Origin of the sequence: Frigidibacter sp. MR17.14, assembly GCF_037095735.1 — a bacterium.
In the GTDB taxonomy this organism is placed as follows: Bacteria; Pseudomonadota; Alphaproteobacteria; order Rhodobacterales; family Rhodobacteraceae; genus Frigidibacter.
In genome coordinates, this window is record NZ_JBAWKD010000007.1 from 11,864 (window position 1) to 31,641 (window position 19,778).

Below are 19,778 nucleotides of genomic sequence, written 5' to 3' on the forward strand. Positions count from 1 at the left end.
GCGGGCCGTCTCCCCACGGCCCGCGCGACCCGGTTTTCCCCAGACCCCGATGGCACAGGAGCTCCCCATGAGACTGTCCGCCGACAGCCCCGCGATCACCGCCACCACCGCGCTTTTCGGCGCGGCCATCCCCGCGCTTGCGCTTGCCTGGGTGCTGAAGGTGCCGATGCGCCTTGGCCTGCTGGTCTTCCCCGAACAGATCGCGGCCGTGATGCTCGCGCTGTCCCTTGCGGCGGTCTATCTCAAGACACTGGGGCGCGCGCAGCTGCCCGCCGCCGTCGACCTGCTGGGGGCGGTGCTGTCGCTAATGCTGGGGGTCTGGGTCTTCGTCCGCTTCCAGGTGCTGTCGGAACAGGCGATGTTCCACCCGACCGAGGCGCTGTGGCTGGGCGTGCTGGTGGTGGGCCTGATCATCGACGGGCTGCGCCGGGTGATCGGCTGGACGCTGATCGCCATCTTCGGCCTGTTCATCGCCTATGCGCTCTGGGGCGACCACCTGCCGGGCCCGATCGCGGGGCGGCCGATGTCGCTGGCCGAGGTGCTGCAGTACCTGTCCTCGGACAGCTCGGCCACCTGGGGCTCTTCGCTGCAGGTCGCGGCCTATGTGGTGGTGATCTTCGTGCTTTTCGGGGGCTTCCTGCTGGCCGTCGGCGGCGGCGAGTTCTTCACCCAACTCTCGATGCGCGTCTCGGGCAAGGGGCCGGGCGCGACCGCGAAGATCGCCGTCACCGCCTCGGGCCTTTTCGGTTCGATCTCGGGCTCGGCGGTGTCGAACGTGATGTCGACCGGGGTGATGACCATCCCGATGATGATCCGCTCGGGCATCAAGCCCGCGCAGGCCGGCGCGATCGAGGCCGTCGCCTCGACCGGCGGGCAACTGATGCCGCCGGTGATGGGCGCCGCCGCCTTCCTGATGGCCGAGATCCTGCAGGTCTCGTACCGCGAGATCCTCGTGGCCGCGCTGCTGCCGGCGCTGATCTACTACCTGTCGGTCTACATCCAGATCGACTTCCTGTCGCGGCGCGACGGCACCGGCTCGCTGGTGGGCGAACGACGCGAGACGATGCGGCGCATCCTCGTCCACGGCTGGCCGACGCTTCTGGGCTTCGTCGTGCTGCTGGGCGGAATCTTCGGGCTGAACCTGCAGGCCGAGGTCGCGGCGACCTGGACGATCTTCGTGCTGATCGCTGCCGCCATTGCCGCGCATTACCTGCGCCGCGGGATGCCGGGCGCGCTGTCGCCGAAGGCCGCCTGGGACACGTTGTGGCAAACGGGCGTGACCACCGCCGAGGTGCTTCTGGTCACCGCTGCCGCCGGCATGATCGTGGGCATCCTGTCGGTGACCGGTCTTGGCTTCTCGCTGTCGATCATTCTGCTGGACCTCGGCGGCACCTCGATGTTCGGGATGTTGCTGGTCACCGCGCTGGTCGCGGTGGTGCTGGGCCTTGGGCTGCCGACGACCGCGGTCTACCTGCTTCTGGCCTCGCTGGCCGCGCCGGCGCTGGTGCAGGCCGGAATCCAGCCGATCGCCGCGCATATGTTCGTCTTCTACTACGGCATGCTGTCGATGATCACCCCGCCGATCGCGCTGGCGGCCTTCGCCGCCGCCACGATCTCTGGCGCAGGCCAGGTCCGCACCGGCATCGAGTCGTTCCGGGTGGGCTGGGTCGCCTACTTCCTGCCCTTCCTCTTCATCTACAAGCCGGGCCTGCTGATGGAAGGCGGCGCAATGGACATCGCCTATGTTGCGGTCAGTTCGGTCGCCTCGCTGGCGCTGGTCGCGGGGGGCGTGATCGGCTTCGGCATCCGCCCGATCCGCGGCCCGATGCGGCTGCTGTGGGCGGCGACCGGCGTGCTGACCATCGCCCCGCTGTCGCATGTCTCGCTGGCGCTGGAGCTGGCGGTGACCGCCTTCGGCCTCGTGCTGCTGGGGGCGCATTTCCTGGCGCGGCCGCGTGACGGGCGGGTGCTTGCGTGACCCTGACAAAGACCGCGAGGGGCCTGCCGCGCTGGCTGGCCCTGATCGCGCTTGGCCTGGCGGCCACGCTTGCGCTTGACCTGATCGGCGCGCCCTCGGCCCTGCTGCTGGGCCCGATCGCGGCGGGGATGGCCTTCGGGCTGAATGGGGTGGCGCTGCGCTTCGCCCCGGCGCCGCGCGCCGCGGCCCAGGGCGTCACCGGCGTCCTGATCGCGCAGAGCCTTCGGCCCGACACCTTCGCGCAGCTGTCCGAGCTTTGGCCCGCCGCGGTGCTTGTCGTCGGCGTCACGCTGGTCTCGGCGATCGGTGTCGGGGTGCTGATCGGGCGAATGGGGGCAATCGACCGCGAAGAGGCGATCTGGGGCTTCCTGCCCGGCATGGCCGGTGCGGTGATCGCGATGAGCGAAGAGCGCAACCTCGACGCCCGCGCGGTCGCCATCGTGCAGGTGATCCGGCTGATCGTGGTAATCCTCGGCATGTCGGGACTGGCCGCGGTGCTGGGCGCCGCCGCCGGGCCCAGCGTCGAGGCCGCGCCGCCGCCGCTGGCGGCTCTGTTCGTCGCGCTGGGGCTGGTGGCGCTGGCGCCGCTCGCCGACCGGTTCGCCAAGGTGATCCCGGCCGCCTCGATGATGGTGCCGATGATGGTCGGGGTGGCTCTGAAGACGGCGGGTGTGCCCCTGATGCTGCCGCATCTTGCGATCGTCATCGCCTATTTCGTGATCGGCGCGGGCGTGGGTCTGGGTTTCGACCGGGCGCTGATGGCCCGGGCGGGCCGCGCGCTGCCGGCGCTCATCGGTGCGGCGGCGGCGCTGCTGGTGCTGGGCGCCTCGATGGGGGCGGGCTTGGGGCTGCTGTTCGGAATGGACCCGCTCAGCGGCGTGCTGTCGGCAGTGCCGGGCAGCATCGATGCGGTCGCGGCCATCGGCTATTCCAGCAATGCCGACCTGTCCTTCGTGATGACATTGCAGGTGTTCCGGCTGTTCGCGGTGGTGCTGTTCGGCCCGCCGCTGGCCAGCTTCGCGGCCCGCCGCTTCGCGCGACAGGCCTGAGCGCCGGACGCCGGCGCGGGGGTCAGAGCCAGACCGGCCGGAACCCCGCGCCCGCGCGCTGCACCCTGATCCCCAACGCGCCGCGCAGATGCGCCGGGAAAAGGATCAACCCCTCGCCCACCGCGCGCTCAAGCAAGGCCTGCCGCGTCGTGACCGCCTGCGCGGGGTCCGCGCAGAAGCGGCTCGACCACTGCGGAAAGGCCAGCTGCACCGGCGAGTGGATCGCGTCGCCGCAAAACACCGCGCCCCCCTCGGGTGTCGCGATCTCGACCCCGATCTGGCCCGGCGAGTGCCCGGCGAGATCGCGGATCATCAACCCGCCGGCAAGCTCGGCTCCCGGCTCGACCCGGTCCAGCAGCCCCTCCGCGATCAGCGGCGCGACGCTGTCGCCCCAAGCGCCGTGGTTGGCCTGACCGGGGGACGCGGCCTCCTCGGCCTCCCAATGCGCGGCCTCGGCGGCACCGCAGACATAGCGGGCGCGCGGGAAGGTCGGCACCCAGCGTCCGTCCTGCAGCCGCGTGTTCCAGCCGACGTGGTCGGCGTGCAGATGCGTGCACAGCACGATGTCCACGTCCTCGGGCGCCAGCCCCTCGTGCGCCAGTGCCTCGAGATAGCCAGAGGCCTTGCGATTGTGCCAGTCGGCGCGGCGTTCGCGCGGCTTGCACTCGCCCACGCAGGTGTCGACCAGGATCACCAGCCCGCCCGTGCGCACCAGCAGGCTGTGCACGCCCAGAAGGATCTCGGCCCTGTCGAAGTCGACGTGATCGCCCGCAAGCCAGTCGCGATGCGGCACCAGCGCGTCGAGCCGCGCCTCCGGCAGCAGGAAATCGAGGCCAAGCGCAAAGCGCGGCATGTCGGTGATCCGCGCCACCGACAGCCCGCCTGCGTGAAAGTGATCCGCCATCCGTCCGACTCCCGGCCCTTGCTGCCATCCTGTGCAGGGTGTCGCACGCCCCTGCCCAGCGGGCGAGCGCGCGCGGCCGCCCCGGACCAGAGAAATTCTCAGCCCCGGGCCGGTCAGGCGGCGACGGTGCCGGGCAGCTCGGGGGCCAGCGACAACAGCCAGTCGCGGAAGCTCTGCAGCAGCGGGGCATTGCTCGGGCGGTGCGGGGTCATCAGGTAATAGGGGCTGCGCCGCGGATGAGCCTCGCCGACCTGCACCAGATCGCCGCTGGCCAGCGCCTGCGCGACCAGCAGCGAGCGGCCGAGGATCACGCCGACCCCGGCCCGCGCCGCGTCGATCGCCGTGCTGGCCTGATTGAAGCGCGGCCCGTGCATCACCTGCGCGCGGCTCATGCCGCAATCCCCCAGATACTGCTGCCAGTCCGGCTGGTTCGGCTCGAACCCGGTCATCCGGCGGTCGACATGGACGAGGGGCGCGCGGGACAGGATCTCGCGGCGGTCATTGCCGAAGCGCGCGGCCAGCGCCGGTGCGCAGACCGGGAAGATCTCTTCCTCCAGCAGCGGCTCGATCCGGCAGTCGAGATCGCTTTTCCAGTTGCAGATCCGCACGTCGCACTCGCGCGCCTCTGCCTCGGCCCGCGACACAAAGGTGGACAGGTCCAGCTCGACATCCGGTTCGATCGCAAGGAAATGCGAGATCTTCGGCACCAGCCACAGCGAGGCGACCGAGGCCGAGGTCGCGACCGACAGCGTGCTGTAGCGCGTGGCGGGACGGGCATCGGCAAAGGCCACGACCGCCTCGTCGATCAGGTCCAGCGCGCGGGTCAGGCGGGCGATGTTGGCCGCCGCCTCGTCCGTCATCACGATGCGGTTGTTGCGCCGCTTGAACAGCTCGACCTGCAGAAACTCCTCGAGGATCCGGATCTGGTGGCTTACCGCCGTGGGTGTGACGCAAAGCTCGTCGGCGGCCTTCACCACCGAGGCGTTGCGGGCGGCGGCCTCGAAGGCCCGGATGGCGTTCAGCGGAACGCGCCTGCGCATGGCGGCTTCTCCTGTCCAGTCCCCCTTGCCCCTTCAGTGCACCTGCCGCGCCGCCTTTCCCATGATCCGCGCGACCGTGCCGGGGCGCGCATCCGACATGCGCGCCGTTTTGCGCAGCACGCGGGCGCGGCGGCGCAATTCCGGGCAGTTCGCGGATCGCCGCGATTCGGGTGTGTGGAGGCTGACGTTTTCTCAGCCGGGTGCGGATGGAACCCAAGGGCGGCGGCGCCCATAGTCTCGGCAGGATTGACCCGGAAGGACGACGACGATGACGACCCGCGCGTGGGACAGGTTCATGACCGAGGACGACCGCAAGGTCTTCGCGAACGGCGCCTTGCGCGCCCCGCGGGGTCCGGGCCGGGTGAATGCCCTGCTGCTGGTCGACATGCAGGTCACCGCCTGCGGCGAGGACCGCCCCATCGCCGAGCAGCTCGACCGCTTCCCCGGTTCCTGCGGGCCGCATGCCTGGAAGGCGATCCCGGTGCAGCAGCGCCTGCTGGCCGCCGCCCGGGCCGAGGGCATGCCGGTGATCTATTCCAAGCATGTCTTCCACGCCCACACCGGGCTTGCCAAGGCTGCCGCCGGCGTCTTCGCCGCCACCGATCCGCGCTCCGAGATCCAGCCAGAGGTCGCGATGCTTCCCGGCGACATCCTGATCGAAAAGCAGACGCCCTCGTGCTTCGTGGCCACCAACCTGCAGCTGATCCTGGCAGAGCTTGGCGTCGACGGGCTGATCGTCGTCGGCAACTCGACCTCGGGCTGCGTGCGCGCGACCTGCGTGGATGGCGAAGCCCTGGGCTACCGGATGAGCGTCGTCGAGCAGGGCGTCTTCGACCGCATCGAGATGAGCCATGCCGCCTCGCTCTTCGACATGCAATTCAAGATTTGCGACGTGATCGACGAGACCTCGGCGCTGGGGATCATCTCGGCCACCGCCCGCGCCGCGTGACGCCCCCGTTCCGGCACGCAAGCGAGCATCCGCGATCTGACCCAGAGCCTCGCGCGGAACGGCCACGTCGCCTTCGCTCTCGGTGCGGCTGGCATATCGGGCGCGCAACCAGCGACTGCCAGCGATCGTCGTGTCGGGCAGGACCGGCGTCCCCCTGACCTGCAGGATCGCCGCCGCGACGGAGCACATTGCCGGCCACCGTGAGCGGCCCGCTGCCTGCCGCACCCGGTTTTTCACCTCGTGCCCGGCGACGGGCGCAGCCACCTCGACGCAATCCTCGCGCGCTGCGGGTTCCGGAGGGATCCGCCGGCGGGGTCAGATGTCGAGCGTGGTATCGCGCTCCCACTGCGACAGGTGCGAGGTGTAGGCGGACCATTCCTGACGCTTCATCTTCACATAGGCCTCCGAGAACTCGGCGCCCATCGCCGCCATCAGCTCCGGGTCCGCCTCGTAGGCGCGGATCGCGTCCAGAAGGTTCAGCGGCAGCTTCGGCGCATCGGTGACCTTGTGGCCCTCGGCATACATGTCGATGTCGTGGCGCGGGCCGGGATCGGCCTTGGTTGCCAGCCCGGACAGGCCGGCGGCGATGATCACGGACTGCAGCAGATAAGGGTTCACGGCACCGTCGGGCAGGCGCAGCTCGAACCGTCCCGGACCGGGGACGCGGACCATGTGCGTGCGGTTGTTGCCGGTCCAGGTCACCGTGTTCGGCGCCCAGGTCGCGCCCGAGACGGTGCGCGGCGCATTGATGCGCTTGTAGCTGTTCACCGTCGGGTTGGTGATCACCGCCAGCGCCGAGGCATGCTTCATGATCCCGCCCAGGAAGTGGCGGCCCTTGTCGGACAGACCCAGCTCCTTGTCCGTGTCGGCAAAGGCGTTGGTGCCGTCCGTGTTCCAGACCGAAATATGCGCATGGCAGCCGTTGCCGGTCAGGCCCATGAACGGCTTCGGCATGAAGGTCGCGCGCAGCCCGTGCTTCTCGGCGACCGAGCGGACCATGAACTTGAAGAACGAGTGCTTGTCGGCGGTGGCCATCGCGGTGTCGTACTTCCAGTTCATCTCGAACTGGCCGTTCGCGTCCTCGTGGTCGTTCTGATAGGGCTCCCAGCCCAGGTCCAGCATGTAGTCGCAGATCTCTGCGATCACGTCGTAGCGGCGCATCACCGCCTGCTGGTCATAGCAAGGCTTCACCGAGGTATCGGCCGGATCCGATATCTCGGTCCCGTCGGGCGACAGCAGGAAGAACTCGGGCTCGACCCCGGTCTTCACGGTCAGACCCAACGCGGCCGCCTCGTCGATCAGCCGGCCCAGCACGGTGCGCGGCACCTGTCCCAGCGGCCCGCCCCCCGCCATCACGCAGTTCGACGCGACCCAGGCCACCTCCTTCTTCCACGGCAGCTGGATGACCGAAGCGGGATCCGGCACTGCCAGCATGTCAGGATGCGCCGGCGTCAGGTCGAGCCAGGTCGCGAAGCCCGCGAACCCCGCGCCATCGGTCTGCATCTCGGCGATCGCCGGCGCGGGCACCAGCTTCGCGCGCTGGCCCCCGAACAGGTCGGTGTAGGAGATCATGAAATACTTCACGCCCTTGTCGCGGGCGAAGGCGGCCAGATCCGTCATGACGTTTCCCTGTTGAGGAATGGGGAGGATGCGGGCGGGATACATTGCCCCGCCCGTCATTCGGTCGCGCTCAGAAGCCCTTGCCGGGGATCCAGTCGGTGCCTGCCAGCGGCACTCCGGCCATGGCCGCAGCCTCGATGGTCAGGGCGCAGAGGTCCTCGGGCTCGAGGTTGTGCAGATGGCTCTTGCCGCAAGCCCGCGCGATGGTCTGCGCCTCGAGCGTCAGCACCGCCAGATAGTTGCGCAGCCGCCGCGCGGCCTCGACGGGGTCGAGACGGGCCATCAGTTCGGGGTCCTGCGTGGTGATGCCCGCCGGGTCGCGGCCCTCGTGCCAGTCATCGTAAGCCCCGGCCGTGGTGCCCAGCTTGCGGTATTCCTCTTCCAGATGCGGGTCGTTGTCGCCAAGTGCTACCAGCGCCGCGGTCCCGATCGCGACCGCGTCGGCACCAAGCGCCAGCGCCTTGGCGACGTCCGCCCCGGTGCGGATCCCGCCCGAGACGATGAGCTGCACCTTCCGATGCATGCCCAGATCCTGCAGCGCCTTCACCGCCGGACGGATGCAGGCCAGCGTGGGCATCCCCACGTTCTCGATGAACACGTCCTGCGTGGCGGCGGTGCCGCCCTGCATCCCGTCCAGCACCACCACGTCCGCACCGGCCTTCACCGCCAGCGCCGTGTCGTAATAGGGCCGCGCGCCGCCGACCTTCACATAGATCGGCTTTTCCCAGCCGGTGATCTCGCGGATCTCGAGGATCTTGATCTCGAGATCGTCAGGCCCGGTCCAGTCCGGGTGACGGCAGGCCGAGCGCTGGTCGATCCCCACCGGCAGGTTGCGCATGTTGGCGACCCGCTCGGTGATCTTCTGGCCCAGCAACATCCCGCCGCCGCCCGGCTTCGCACCCTGCCCCACCACGATCTCGATCGCGTCCGCGCGGCGCAGGTCATCGGGGTTCATGCCGTAGCGGCTGGGAAGATACTGATAGACGAGCGTCTGGCTGTGCCCGCGCTCTTCCTCGGTCATGCCGCCGTCACCGGTGGTGGTCGAGGTGCCGGCCATGGTCGCGCCGCGGCCCAAGGCCTCTTTCGCATTGGCAGACAGGGCGCCAAAGGACATGCCGGCGATGGTGACCGGGATCTTCAGATGGATCGGTTTCGAGGCGAAGCGCGAGCCCAGAACCACATCGGTCGCGCATTTCTCGCGGTAGCCTTCCAGCGGATAGCGGCTGATCGAGGCGCCGAGGAACAGCAGGTCGTCGAAATGCGGCACCCGGCGCTTCGCGCCACCGCCGCGGATGTCGTAGATGCCGGTCGCCGCCGCGCGGCGGATCTCGGAGTTCACTTCGTTCGAGAAGGTCCAGGACTGGCGCGGCACCGTCTGCGGAATTTTCTTGGAGTCCATCGCCTCGATCCTCAATACGCCGCAGCGTTGTCGACGTGGAAATTGTAGAGCGTGCGGGCCGAGCCGTAGCGTTTGAACTCTTCGGGCCTCGCATCCGCGCCGGCGCGGGCCAGCAGGTCGGTCAGGATCGCGATGTGCTCGGGGCGCATCTCCTTCTCGACGCAGTCGGCCCCCAGCGACTTCACCGACCCGCGCACGAAGAGCCGCGCCTCATAAAGCGAGTCGCCCAGCGCATCTCCCGCATCGCCCAGCACGACGAGATTGCCCGACTGCGCCATGAAGGCAGACATGTGGCCGGTGTTGCCATGCACCACGATGTCGATCCCCTTCATCGAGATGCCGCAGCGCGACGAGGCATTGCCCTTGATCACCAGAAGCCCGCCCTGCCCGGTCGCCCCGGCATATTGGCTGGCGTCGCCCTCGATGATCACGGTGCCCGACATCATGTTCTCGGCCACGCCCGGCCCCGCGGACCCGGCCACCGTGACGGTCGCTTGCTTGTTCATGCCCGCGCAATAGTAGCCGGTCGATCCCTTCACCGTGACCTCGATCGGCGCGTCGAGCCCGACGGCGATCGCATGGGCGCCCTTCGGGTTCAGGATTTCCCAGGCGGTCTGGTTTGTGGTCTTGGCCTGCGCCTGCAGGGCGGCGTTCAGCTCGCGCAGCGGAGTGACGGCCATGTCGATGGTCTGCATGGGTCAGCGCTCCCAGAAATAGACGGTGGCAGGTTCGGGTTCCCAGACGCGGGCGGTCTCGATCCCCGGCAGGTTGGCCAGCGCCCGGTATTCGGAACCGAAGGCGACGTAATCCTCCGTCTCGGCCATCACCGCGGGCTTGCAGGCGACGGGATCGCGGACGACGCCGAAGCCGTCCCTGGTGCCGACGACGAAGGTGAAGAAGCCGTCAAGATCGGTCAGCGTGCCTTCCAGCGCCTCGCCCAGATTGGCGCCCTCGGCCAGACGGGACGAGATGTAGCAGGCCGCAACCTCGGTATCGTTCTCGGTCTTCGGCGCGAAACCCTTGCGCGTCAGCACGCGCCGCATCGCATTGTGGTTCGACAGCGAGCCGTTGTGGACGAGACACTGGTCCGTGTCGGTCGAGAACGGATGCGCGCCAAGCGTCGTCACCGCCGACTCCGTCGCCATCCGAGTGTGGCCGATGCCGTGGCTGCCGCCCATGCTGCGCAGTCCGAACCGCGCCGCCACATCCTTGGGCAGGCCGATTTCCTTGTAGATCTCCATGCTCTCGCCGGTGCCCATGACGCGGATGCCGCGCGCGGCCATGAAGGCCTGTGCCGCCGCTTCCGACCCCTCGGGCAGGCTCAGCACTGCATGGGTGTCGACCACCCGCATGCTCACCGGCCTGCCGAGCGCGGCGGCCAGATCGTCCCCGAGACCCGCGAAGGTCGTGTCGGGCGTGTCCGACTGGATCGTCATCTTCAGGCCGGCGCCGCTGTCACCGTAGATCGCGATCCCGGCGCTGTCTGGGCCACGATCGGTCATGGTGATCAGCATGTCGCTCAGCAGGTCGCCAAGCCGCGGGCGCAGGTCGTCCTTCTTCAGGAACAGGCCGACGATGCCACACATTCGTTTTCTCCGTTCAGCGATGGAAGGCTGTCGGATATTTCTTAATGCGCAGATTTATTTCCTGTAAGTGGATTTTTTGGTTCACGGCGACATTTCCACGCGCCATCACGCGGCCGCCCGGAAGTTGGGCAACCTCGGCCTCGGCGCTGCCGATGAAACCGGCAGCGCCTCAGCGCGCCTGCGGATAGCAGATCAGCGACAGATACCGCGCCGGCAGCTGCTTCAGCTCCTGCGGGCCATGCGGGGAATCGGCGTCGAACAGCAGGCTGTCGCCGGGTTCGAGGTCGTAGACCTGCGTCCCGTGCCGATAGCTCACCCGCCCCTCGAGCATGTAGAGAAGCTCGATCCCCTCGTGCTGGAAGGTGGGGAAGCGGTCGCTTTCCGTCGTCAGGGTGATCAGGTAGGGCTCGACCACCACGCCCGAGGCGTTCGAGCCGATATGCCCCAGCAGGTGGTACTGGTGCCCGGCGCGGGTCCCGGCCCGCTCGATCTCCAGCGCCTGCCCGGCCTTCACATGCATCGCGCCGCGCGGCTCTTCGAAGCCCGAGAACAGCTGCACCAACGGCACGCCAAGCGCATGGGCCAGCACCTGTATCGTCGCGAGCGAAGGCGAGATCACCCCGTTCTCGATCTTCGACAGCATCCCGACCGACAGGCCGGTCTGCGCCGCCAGATCCGCGCCGGTCATCCGCTGACGCTTGCGCAGCTGCCTGACCTGATGACCGATCGCCGCCTCGAGGGTCTTCTCGCGTCCCTCGCGCACCGCATGCGGGTTCTGGGTCAGTCGCGCCTCTGCGCCGTCGCGATCCTTCGCCATGCTGTCCGTCTCTCGTTTCCGCCTGCTGCGCCTCATCGATACGCAGCGGCGTGCGGCAAGGCAAATGCCCCGCACGCCGGCGGAAACAGTCGAGGGAAACGCGGGGGGGCCCCGAGCGGACGCCGGGACCCGCCCGGCTCAGTCGGCCGCTGCGTCCTCATCGCCCTCGTCGCCGGGGGCACGGTCAGGCCAGAACCGGACACCGGGCCGGGCGAGCCCGCCGCCAAGTGCGGCGACGGTGCCGTCCGCCCGCCAGCAGGCGGCGCCGGTCATGGTCTCGCCGAAGGCGATCGCGTTCATGCCGCCACCGATGTGCGGCATCACGCGGACCTCGTGCCCCAGTGCCTCCAGCGCGGCCTTCTGCGGCTCGAAGCCCTTCTCGATCTCGACCTCCTGGCCCTGGGTCCAGATCCGCGGCGCCTCGACCGCCTGCTGCACGCTCATCCCGTGGTCGATCAGGTTCACGATGCCCTGCAGGATCGAGGGGAAGATCCGCAGCCCGCCGGGCATCCCCAGCGCCCAGACCGGGGCACCGTCCTTGGTCACGATCATCGGCGCCATCGAGGTCGGCACCCGCTTGCCGGGCACGACCGACAGCGCCTTGCCCGGGCGCGGGTCGAAGTTCGACATGTAGTTGTTCGGGATGATCCCGGTGCCGGGCACGACAAAGCGCGCGCCGAACAGGCCGTTGATCGTGTGGGTCGCGGTGACGATGTTGCCGTCCTTGTCCGCGATGGTGACGTGGGTGGTGTCCGCGCTCTCGCGCCCCGGGGTCGCGGGGGTGAGGCCGCCCGCGTTTCGGATCTGCGCGGCGCAGTCCGCGCCGTAAGCCTTCGAGGTCAGACGCTCGACCGGCACGTCGACGAAGGCCGGGTCGCCGGACCAGGCGCGGCGGTCGACGAAGGCGAGACGGATGACCTCGGCCAGCAGGTGCAGGCTTTCGGGTGCGCCGAACCCCATGCCCTTCACGTCGAACCGCTCGAGCATGTTCAGCATCTGCGGAATGTGGACGCCCGACGAGGCGGGCGGCGGCGGGCCGATGATCTCGTAGCCCCGGTAGGTGCCGGTGATCGGCGCGCGCTCGATCGCGCGGTAGCCGGTCAGGTCGTCGAGGGCGAGATAGCCCGCATCCTCGCCGCCCGTCGCCATCCGCTCGACCAGCGCTGCACCCAGTGCGCCGCCATGCAGCGCCGCCGCGCCCTCGGACTGGATCAGGCGCAGGCTTTCGGCATAGTCCGGCATCACCATGCGGTCGCCGGGCGCCAGCAGCCGCCCGCCCGGGGCGACCAGCGCCGCCATCGCCGGATCGGCGGTCAGGTCGTCGGCGAATTCATGGATCGCGCCGGCGAGGTAATGGGTGACGGTGAAACCGCGCGCCGCGGCGCGGATCGCGGGTTCGACCACATCGGCAAAGGGCAGACGCCCGAACTTCGCCTGCATGTCGCACCAGCCGCGCAGGTTGCCCGGCACCGCGACTGACGAGGCGCCGACCAGATTGCGGCGCCCCTTCGCATCCATGTATTGCGCCGGCTCGTCCGAGACCGGCTCGTAGATCGACGGGTGCATCGCGCCCGCCGCCGAAGAGAGCGCGTCGAACACGACCGAGGTCCCGTCCGCCATCCGCAGATGCGACAGCCCGCCGCCGGCGATCCCGACCATCATCGGCTCGACGACGGTCAGGGTCAGCAGCGCGGCGACCGCGGCATCGACGGCATTGCCGCCCGCGGCCAGCATCTCGGCCCCCGCGGCGGTGCCGAGCGGGTGGTTCGTCACCACCACGCCGCCCGCGCCGCTGGCCGGTTGCTTTTCGCAGGAGAAGGGAAGGGTCATGGTCTTGTCCTCGGATCTCTTCGGTCAGCGGGCCGTCATCGGCTCAGGCGAGTTTCGCCAGAACCTTCTCGGTGGCGCCGGACAGATCGCCAAGCTTGGCCAGACCGTCACGCACCTGGCCCTCGCGGCCCTTGCCGCGCAGCTGGATCTGGATCGCCTTCTCGGCTTCCGAACGCACCTCGTCCCGCGGCAGGACCAGCACGCCCGACTCGTCGGCCAGCACGGCGTCGCCCGGCATTACCACGGTGTTGCCGCAGGAGACAGGAACGTTGATCGCGCCGCCGAGGTCGTAGAGGCGCGTGGTGATCGGCGAGATGCCCTTGCACCACATCGGGAAGTCCGACTGCTCGATCTCTTCCAGGTCGGTGCAGGGCCCGTCGACCGCGGCGCCCACGGCACCGGCAGCCTTGGCGCCGACGGTCACGCCGCCGCCCCAGCAGGCGTAGCGGTCATCGTGCAGGCGGTCGACGATCACGAAATCGCCCGGGCGGATCAGCGACAGAAGATGGTGCAGCAGGGTCGAATCCGGCCCCGGGATCGCGATGGTGACGGCGGTGCCCACGACGCGGCGGCGCGGGATCAGCGGCTGGATCTGGCGGTTGAGGAAGCCGAACTGCCGCCAGTGGCCCATGGTCGCGGTCTCGCACTGGGCGAGCAGCTCCAGATCGGCGGCCGGGATCTGCTCCGGCATCGGGTTGATCTTGTAGGTCATGGGATATCCTCAGTCTTAGCGGCCAAAGGCCTTGGTGAAGCCGACGGTGCGCTCGATCAGCAGCACGACGCCCAGCGAGACGGCGATCAGAAGAACGGCGAGCACGGCGACCATCGGGTCGGTGCGGTCCTCGACATGGCGGTAGATCGCGACCGGCAGGGTCGAGAGCCGCGGCCCGACGAGGAACAGCGACAGCACGATCTCGTCGAAGGACATGATCGCGGCGATGGCGGACGAGGCGACGATGCCCGGCACCAGACGCGGCAGGGTGATCTGCAGGAAGGTCTGCACCGGGGTCGCACCCAGCGTCATCGCCGCCTGTTCGACATCGGTGCCGAGGTTCGACAGGCTCGTCTGCAGGATCCGCACCGCGAAGGGCAGCGTCATCACCAGATGCGCGAGGACGAGGCCCGGGAAGGTGGCGACGAGACCCGCGGGCGTGAAGACCATCAGAATGCCAAGCCCCAGCATCATCGCCGGCAGCACCAGCGGCGCCAGGATCAGGGTCTGGATCGCGCGGCGGCCCGGAAACTCCAGCCGAACCAGCGCGTAGGCCGCGGGCAGCCCCAGCGCCAGCGACAGGAAGGCCACGATCACCGCGATGATCGCCGAGTTCTTGAGGCCGACCATGAAGCCGCGGTTCGACAGCACCTCGGCATACCATTTCGTGCTCCAGCCCGAGGGCGGGAAGGACAGGTAGGCATCGGCGCTGAACGAGGTCACAAAGATCAGCAGAAGCGGCAGGAAGATCGCGGTGAAGACCGCGAAGACCCAGGTGCGGGCGAGAATCGTCAGGAACCGGGTCATCAGCGCACCTTCGTCAGCAGTCGCAGCGCAAGGCCGGTGGCCAGCATCGCGATGAAGAACAGCGCCAGCATCAGGAAGGCCAGCGCCGCGGCCGTCGGCCAGTCGAGGCTTTCCAGCGCGAGATCATAGACCTCGGTCGCCAGCAGGAAGACCCGGCCGCCGCCCAGAAGCGAGGGCGTGATGTAGGACGAGATCGACAGCACGAAGCCGATGGTCAGCGCGGCCACGATCGCGGGGACCGAAAGCGGCAGGGTGATCTTGAAGAACACCTCGTAGGGTTTCGCCCCCAGCGACATCGCGGCCTCGTCGAGGCGCGGGTCGAGCCGGCCAAGGCCTGCGGTGATCGTAAGGAACATGAAGGGCATGATCGCCTCTGACAGGCCGATGACCACGCCGAAGTAGTTGTTCACCATCTGCAGCGGCTCGGAGATCAGGCCGAGGCTCAGGAGCAGCGAGTTCACCACACCGTTGTGACCCAGCATCACCATCCAGCCGAAGCTGCGCACCACGGCCGAAACCAGCAGCGGCGCGGCGGCGATGACGGTCAGGATCGTGCGCCAGCGCGAGGTCATCCGCGACAGATAGAGCGCGACCGGATAGGCCAGCGCCAGCGCCACCAGCGAACAGGTGATCGACAGTTGCAGCGTGCGGCCCAGAAGGTCGAGGTAGTAGCCGTCGGACAGGATCGTCAGGTAGGTGGCGGGGCTGACCGCCTTTATGATCGCGCCATAGTCCGAGATGTTCAGCGACATGCGGAACAGCCAGATCATCGGGGCGATGAAGGTCACCGCCAGCACCGCGAGCACCGGGGCCAGCAGGATCCAGGGCGTCACCCTCGACCCGGTTCCGGGAGGGGCGAAGCCTGTCATGCCGGGAAGACCCGCATGTCCGACCCGCGCCAGTCGAGCGCGACATCATTGCCGACATGGGCCAGCGCGTCATCGGGATCGCCCGGGCGCAGGTCCGCGATCAGGCGCTGGCCGCCGGCCAGTTCCAGTTCCACCTCGATCATCGAGCCGACGAAGACCCGACGCAGCACCTTGGCGCGCAGCGGCCCCTCGGTCAGCAGGCGGATGACATGGGGCCGCACGACGGTCAGCGTCTCGGCACCCTCGGCCAGCCCCGGGGGCAGGGCCTCGGGCCGCGGCAGCGGCTGGCCCGCGATCTCGACCCCCTGCCCCGCGACGCGGGTGGTCAGGGTGTTGGCGCGACCGATGAAATTGGCCACGAAAGGCGTGGCGGGGCGGTCGTAGATCTCGGCGGGCGTGCCGATCTGTTCGAGCTTGCCGCCGTTCATCACGACGATCCGGTCGCACATCGTCAGCGCCTCCTGCTGGTCGTGGGTCACGAACAGCGTGGTGATGCCGGTGCGCGTCTGGATGTCGCGCAGTTCGAACCGCATCTCGTCGCGCAGGCGCGCGTCGAGGTTCGACAGCGGCTCGTCCAGCAGCAGGATCTCGGGCTCGATGACTATGGCGCGGGCGATGGCGACGCGCTGCTGCTGGCCGCCGGACAGTTCCGCCGGGCGGCGCTCGCCGAAGGCTTCAAGGCGCACGGCGCGCAGCGCCTCGGCCACGCGCGCGCGGATCTCGTCCTTGCCGATCTTGCGCAGCTTCAGGCCGAAGGCCACGTTCTCGGCCACGGTCATGTGCGGGAAGAGCGCGTAGGACTGGAACACCAGCCCCAGGTTGCGCTCCCACGGCGGGGCGGCGACGATGTCCCGCCCCCCGATGAGGATCGAGCCCGAGGTCGGCGCGAGCAGGCCCGCGAACATCCTGAGCGTCGTCGACTTGCCGCAACCCGAGGGGCCGAGCACGCCGATGAACTCGCCCTTCTGGATCTCGAAGGACACCGCGTCGACCGCGGGGCGGGCCCCGCCGTAGTCGAAGGTCAGGCGATCGATGCGGATGTGGGCGGGTGACGGGGCGCCGGTCGGCGCCCCCATGCTCGTGTCGAGGGCCATCTGGTCAGTTGCCCGCCGAGATGATTTCGCGCTTCCACATCGCGTTCCACCGGTCGTTCTGGGTCGCGACCCAGGCCCAGTCCAGCGGCAGCGTGCTGTCGAGCTTGCCGAAGAGCGTGCGCTTCAGCGCTTCTTCCGAGGGCGTCGCCTTGGTGTTGGTGGGCGAGTAGTACATCGCGTTGGTGAAGGCGGTCTGCGCCTCGGGCGAGAGCGCGTAGTTGATGAAGGCCTTCGCCAGTTCCGGGTTCTTCGCGTTCGCGACGAGGTTGATGGTGTTCTTCTGCAGGATCGTGCCCTCGGCCGGGGTCACGACGCCCTGCTTGCCGTTCGACTGGTCGAAGTAATACTGCGCGCGGGCGTTCCAGCCGGTCGAGATGTCGACGGTCCCGTTCAGGACCAGCGTGTAGCTGTCGGGTTTGGGGTCGAAGGTCTGCACCGCGGGGGCAAGCTCGGCCAGCTTGGCCACCGATTTCTCGACCGACTGGGTGTAGTCCTCACCCAGCATCTTCGAGGTCATGATCATCAGGCCGGTGCCGAGGATCGAGGGCATCGAGGTCGCAGCGATCTTGCCCTTGTAGGCCGGGTCCCAGAGGATCTCGAGCGAGGTCGGCGCGGTCTTCACGGTCTCGGTATTGTAGACCATGACCTCGTGGTCGAAGGTCACCGCCGGGCCGTAACCCTCCTGCACCGTCGCCTCGGGGGCGAGATCGGCGAGGTTCGGGACCTCTTCCTTGGTGATCGGCGAAAGCAGGCCTTCCTTGTTGCCGATCAGCGCGGTCGACACGTCGAACAGCACGACATCCATCTGCGGGTCCGAGGCTTGGGCGCGCAGCTGGCCCAGCAGGCCCGACGAGGCGCGGTCAGAGGCGTAGTTGACTTTCACGCCCGGATGCGCGGCCTCGAAGGGCGCGATCACCGCCTTGGTGTATTCGTCCTGGAAGACGCCGGTATAGGCGCCGAGCGTGATCTCGCCCTTCAGGTCTTCCGCGTAGGCAGCACTCGACAGGCCGGCGACCAGCGCCAGCACCGAAAAGGTGGTCTTCATCCCTGATGTCTCCTGTTGGTCTTGTCGTTTTCCGGGGCAGGATTGGTCCTGCCCCGTGATGCGGTCAGTAGCCGCGAACGGCGTCCGCCAGATCGGCGACGGTGCCGGTTTCCTCGAAGGTGCGCAGGTTCTTCGCGATGATCCGGCTGCCGGTGGCGGCGTCGATCATCGAGGCGATGTGCGGGGTCACGGTGATCTGCTTGTGCGACCAGAACGGGTGGTCCGAAGGCAGCGGCTCGATGTGGAAGACGTCGAGCGTGGCGGCCGCGATCTGGCCCGAAGCCAGCGCCTCGAGCAGGTCGTCATCGACCATGTGCGGGCCGCGGGCGGCGTTGATCACGGCGGCACCGCGCTTCAGGCGATTGAAGGTGTCGGCGTTCAGGATGCCGCGGGTCTCGTCGGTCAGCGGCAGCAGGTTCACGAGGATCTCCGTGCCCTCGAGGAAGGCGCCGAAGCCCTGCGCGCCGGAATAGGTCTTCACGCCCTCGATCTCGCGGCCCGAGCGCGACCAGCCGACGACGTCGAACCCGATCGCGGCCAGGCATTTCGCGGCCTCGGCGCCAAGGTTGCCAAGGCCCATCACGCCGACGCGGCGACGGGTGGCGGGCGGCACCACGATCGGCATCCACTCGGCGCGGGCCTGCGCGGCCTGGATCTCGGGCATGCCGCGGTGGTGGCGCAGGACGTGCAGGGCCACGTATTCCTTCATGCGCTGGGTCAGGTCGGTGCCGACGGTGCGGATGATCGGCACCTCGGGCAGGTCCTCGTCAGCCAGCACGTGATCGATGCCGGCCCCGATCGAGACGATGGCCTTGAGGTTGGGGAAACCCTTCATGCTTCCGGTGTTCGGCCGCCAGACGACGCAGTATTTCACCGCGTCGGGATCGGTGACCTCCGAGATGCCCTGGAACTGCCAGTCCGGCATCAGATCCCCCAGCATTCCACACCAGTCTTTGATCTTGGCTTCGTTGGGCAGGTAGATCGCGACGCTCATTTCAGTCCTCGGCAAGCAGTGTCCACGGCATGTGACCGGGACTCGTCCGGCATGGCAAAGCAATAATTCTGGTCAAGCCCATAGAAGAAATTTATGATGGTGCAGGACCATTCCAGCCCAAGCCAGAGGACGCCGCCGATGAACCTCAAGCAGATGGAAGCCTTCTACTGGCTGACGCGGCTGAAAAGCTACCAGCGTGTCGCGGATCATATCGGCCTGACGCAACCGGCTGTTTCAGCACGGATTTCCGGGCTTGAAGACAGTCTCGGGGTGCCGCTGATCGATCGCAGCGCGTCAGAATTCACCCTGACGGAACAGGGTTACGAGGTTGCGGAATACGCCGAGACATTTCTCAATTTGTCCGAGGCGATGACATCCCGCCTAAAGAACAAGCAAAAAAGACGTTATACGGTCGGCACCGTAGGCATGGTGACAAAGACCTGGGCCACGACGCTCAGGCGCAAGATCCTCGACGACCCGGAGATCGGCATCGTCGACTTCCATTCCGGCTCGAATGTCGACCTGCGCCAGCAGGTGCGGACCGGGGCGCTCGACATGGCCTTCGTCACCGGCGAGGCGGGCCTGCCGCAGATCGCGGAAAGCTTCTCGGTCAGCTACAAGGTCGGTTGGGTCGCCCGTCCCGACATCGTCGGCGAGATCATGCGGCCGCTGACCCCGGACGAGATCCGCTCGTTGCCGCTGATCTTCTACCCGCACACCTCGCCGCTGTTCCGGCCGGTCGCGGACATGGTGGACGAAACCCGCCGTCGACCGAACGCGCGCCACACCGCGAACTCTTTGGGCATGATCTGCGACATGGTGCGCATGGGCTTCGGCGTCGCTGCGATCCCGCTGGCGGCGGTCGAGCGAGAGATCGCCACCGGCATGATCGTCGAGATCCCGACGACGGTGCAGCTGGCGCCGCTGGACACCCGCTGCGTCCACCTGAACCGGGCACGGCGCCAGCAGACCGAGAAGATCTTCGCGCTGGCCCGGCAGGCGGCAGAGGAATGGGCAACGGCCCATCCCCGCTACGTCGGTTTCCAGCCCGGCTGACAGAAAAAGGGGCGCGACCCGGGGAGAGG

The 19,778-nt window shown here is 68.3% G+C and carries 18 protein-coding genes; 4 read left to right on the forward strand and 14 right to left on the reverse strand.

Annotation, left to right across the window (positions count from 1 at the left end; translation table 11 throughout):
• The first annotated feature begins 67 nt into the window (after positions 1–67).
• Positions 68–1,978 (forward strand): TRAP transporter permease, encoded by a 1,911-nt coding sequence (locus tag V8J36_RS16425; protein ID WP_336468402.1) that lies wholly within the window; start codon positions 68–70, stop codon positions 1,976–1,978.
• Positions 1,975–3,027: an AbrB family transcriptional regulator gene (locus V8J36_RS16430; RefSeq protein ID WP_336468403.1), complete on the forward strand. Its 1,053-nt coding sequence runs from the start codon at positions 1,975–1,977 to the stop codon at positions 3,025–3,027. The genes V8J36_RS16425 and V8J36_RS16430 overlap by 4 nt, the downstream gene beginning before the upstream one ends.
• A gap of 22 nt (positions 3,028–3,049) precedes the next feature.
• On the opposite strand, the gene V8J36_RS16435 is transcribed toward V8J36_RS16430, so the two are convergent.
• Both V8J36_RS16435 and V8J36_RS16440 read right to left on the reverse strand, forming a co-directional pair.
• Positions 3,050–3,931, reverse strand: coding sequence for an MBL fold metallo-hydrolase (locus tag V8J36_RS16435; RefSeq protein WP_336468404.1), 882 nt, complete (start codon positions 3,929–3,931; stop codon positions 3,050–3,052).
• 113 nt (positions 3,932–4,044) lie between these two features.
• A complete protein-coding gene (locus V8J36_RS16440) occupies positions 4,045–4,971 on the reverse strand; it encodes a LysR substrate-binding domain-containing protein (protein ID WP_336468405.1) in 927 nt (308 codons plus the stop codon).
• A 268-nt stretch (positions 4,972–5,239) separates the two neighbouring features.
• Between V8J36_RS16440 and V8J36_RS16445 the strand changes: the two genes are divergently transcribed.
• The gene (locus V8J36_RS16445) at positions 5,240–5,920 is read left to right on the forward strand and encodes a cysteine hydrolase family protein (RefSeq protein ID WP_336468406.1); all 681 of its coding nucleotides are present in this window, start codon (positions 5,240–5,242) and stop codon (positions 5,918–5,920) included.
• Positions 5,921–6,235: 315 nt separating this feature from the next.
• Here V8J36_RS16445 and glnT read toward each other — a convergent pair whose 3' ends face one another.
• The 12 genes from glnT to V8J36_RS16505 form a co-directional block, all read right to left on the reverse strand.
• Positions 6,236–7,540 carry a type III glutamate--ammonia ligase gene (glnT, locus tag V8J36_RS16450; protein WP_336468407.1) on the reverse strand — a complete coding sequence of 435 codons (1,305 nt, stop codon included), beginning with the start codon at positions 7,538–7,540 and terminating at the stop codon, positions 6,236–6,238.
• Positions 7,541–7,610: 70 nt separating this feature from the next.
• The gene (locus V8J36_RS16455) at positions 7,611–8,939 is read right to left on the reverse strand and encodes an FMN-binding glutamate synthase family protein (protein WP_336468408.1); all 1,329 of its coding nucleotides are present in this window, start codon (positions 8,937–8,939) and stop codon (positions 7,611–7,613) included.
• A gap of 11 nt (positions 8,940–8,950) precedes the next feature.
• Positions 8,951–9,634 carry a GXGXG domain-containing protein gene (locus V8J36_RS16460; protein WP_336468409.1) on the reverse strand — a complete coding sequence of 228 codons (684 nt, stop codon included), beginning with the start codon at positions 9,632–9,634 and terminating at the stop codon, positions 8,951–8,953.
• Between the two features lie 3 nt (positions 9,635–9,637).
• Positions 9,638–10,525: a class II glutamine amidotransferase gene (locus tag V8J36_RS16465; protein ID WP_336468410.1), complete on the reverse strand. Its 888-nt coding sequence runs from the start codon at positions 10,523–10,525 to the stop codon at positions 9,638–9,640.
• A 169-nt stretch (positions 10,526–10,694) separates the two neighbouring features.
• Positions 10,695–11,342: a helix-turn-helix domain-containing protein gene (locus tag V8J36_RS16470; RefSeq protein ID WP_336468411.1), complete on the reverse strand. Its 648-nt coding sequence runs from the start codon at positions 11,340–11,342 to the stop codon at positions 10,695–10,697.
• A 138-nt stretch (positions 11,343–11,480) separates the two neighbouring features.
• Positions 11,481–13,172 (reverse strand): gamma-glutamyltransferase, encoded by a 1,692-nt coding sequence (gene ggt / locus V8J36_RS16475; protein WP_336468412.1) that lies wholly within the window; start codon positions 13,170–13,172, stop codon positions 11,481–11,483.
• A gap of 43 nt (positions 13,173–13,215) precedes the next feature.
• On the reverse strand, positions 13,216–13,884 hold the full coding sequence (locus V8J36_RS16480; protein ID WP_336468413.1) for an RraA family protein: 669 nt from the start codon (positions 13,882–13,884) through the stop codon (positions 13,216–13,218).
• 15 nt (positions 13,885–13,899) lie between these two features.
• Positions 13,900–14,691, reverse strand: a complete 792-nt coding sequence (locus V8J36_RS16485; RefSeq protein WP_336468414.1) for an ABC transporter permease — start codon at positions 14,689–14,691, stop codon at positions 13,900–13,902.
• Positions 14,691–15,524 carry an ABC transporter permease gene (locus V8J36_RS16490; protein ID WP_336468415.1) on the reverse strand — a complete coding sequence of 278 codons (834 nt, stop codon included), beginning with the start codon at positions 15,522–15,524 and terminating at the stop codon, positions 14,691–14,693. The genes V8J36_RS16485 and V8J36_RS16490 overlap by 1 nt, the downstream gene beginning before the upstream one ends.
• Positions 15,525–15,556: 32 nt before the next feature.
• On the reverse strand, positions 15,557–16,654 hold the full coding sequence (locus tag V8J36_RS16495) for an ABC transporter ATP-binding protein (RefSeq protein WP_336468416.1): 1,098 nt from the start codon (positions 16,652–16,654) through the stop codon (positions 15,557–15,559).
• Between the two features lie 4 nt (positions 16,655–16,658).
• Positions 16,659–17,699, reverse strand: coding sequence for an ABC transporter substrate-binding protein (locus V8J36_RS16500; protein WP_336468417.1), 1,041 nt, complete (start codon positions 17,697–17,699; stop codon positions 16,659–16,661).
• 64 nt (positions 17,700–17,763) lie between these two features.
• Positions 17,764–18,693 (reverse strand): 2-hydroxyacid dehydrogenase, encoded by a 930-nt coding sequence (locus tag V8J36_RS16505; protein ID WP_336468418.1) that lies wholly within the window; start codon positions 18,691–18,693, stop codon positions 17,764–17,766.
• Positions 18,694–18,831: 138 nt separating this feature from the next.
• Between V8J36_RS16505 and V8J36_RS16510 the strand changes: the two genes are divergently transcribed.
• Positions 18,832–19,749 (forward strand): LysR family transcriptional regulator, encoded by a 918-nt coding sequence (locus tag V8J36_RS16510; protein ID WP_336468419.1) that lies wholly within the window; start codon positions 18,832–18,834, stop codon positions 19,747–19,749.
• Positions 19,750–19,778: the final 29 nt, after the last annotated feature.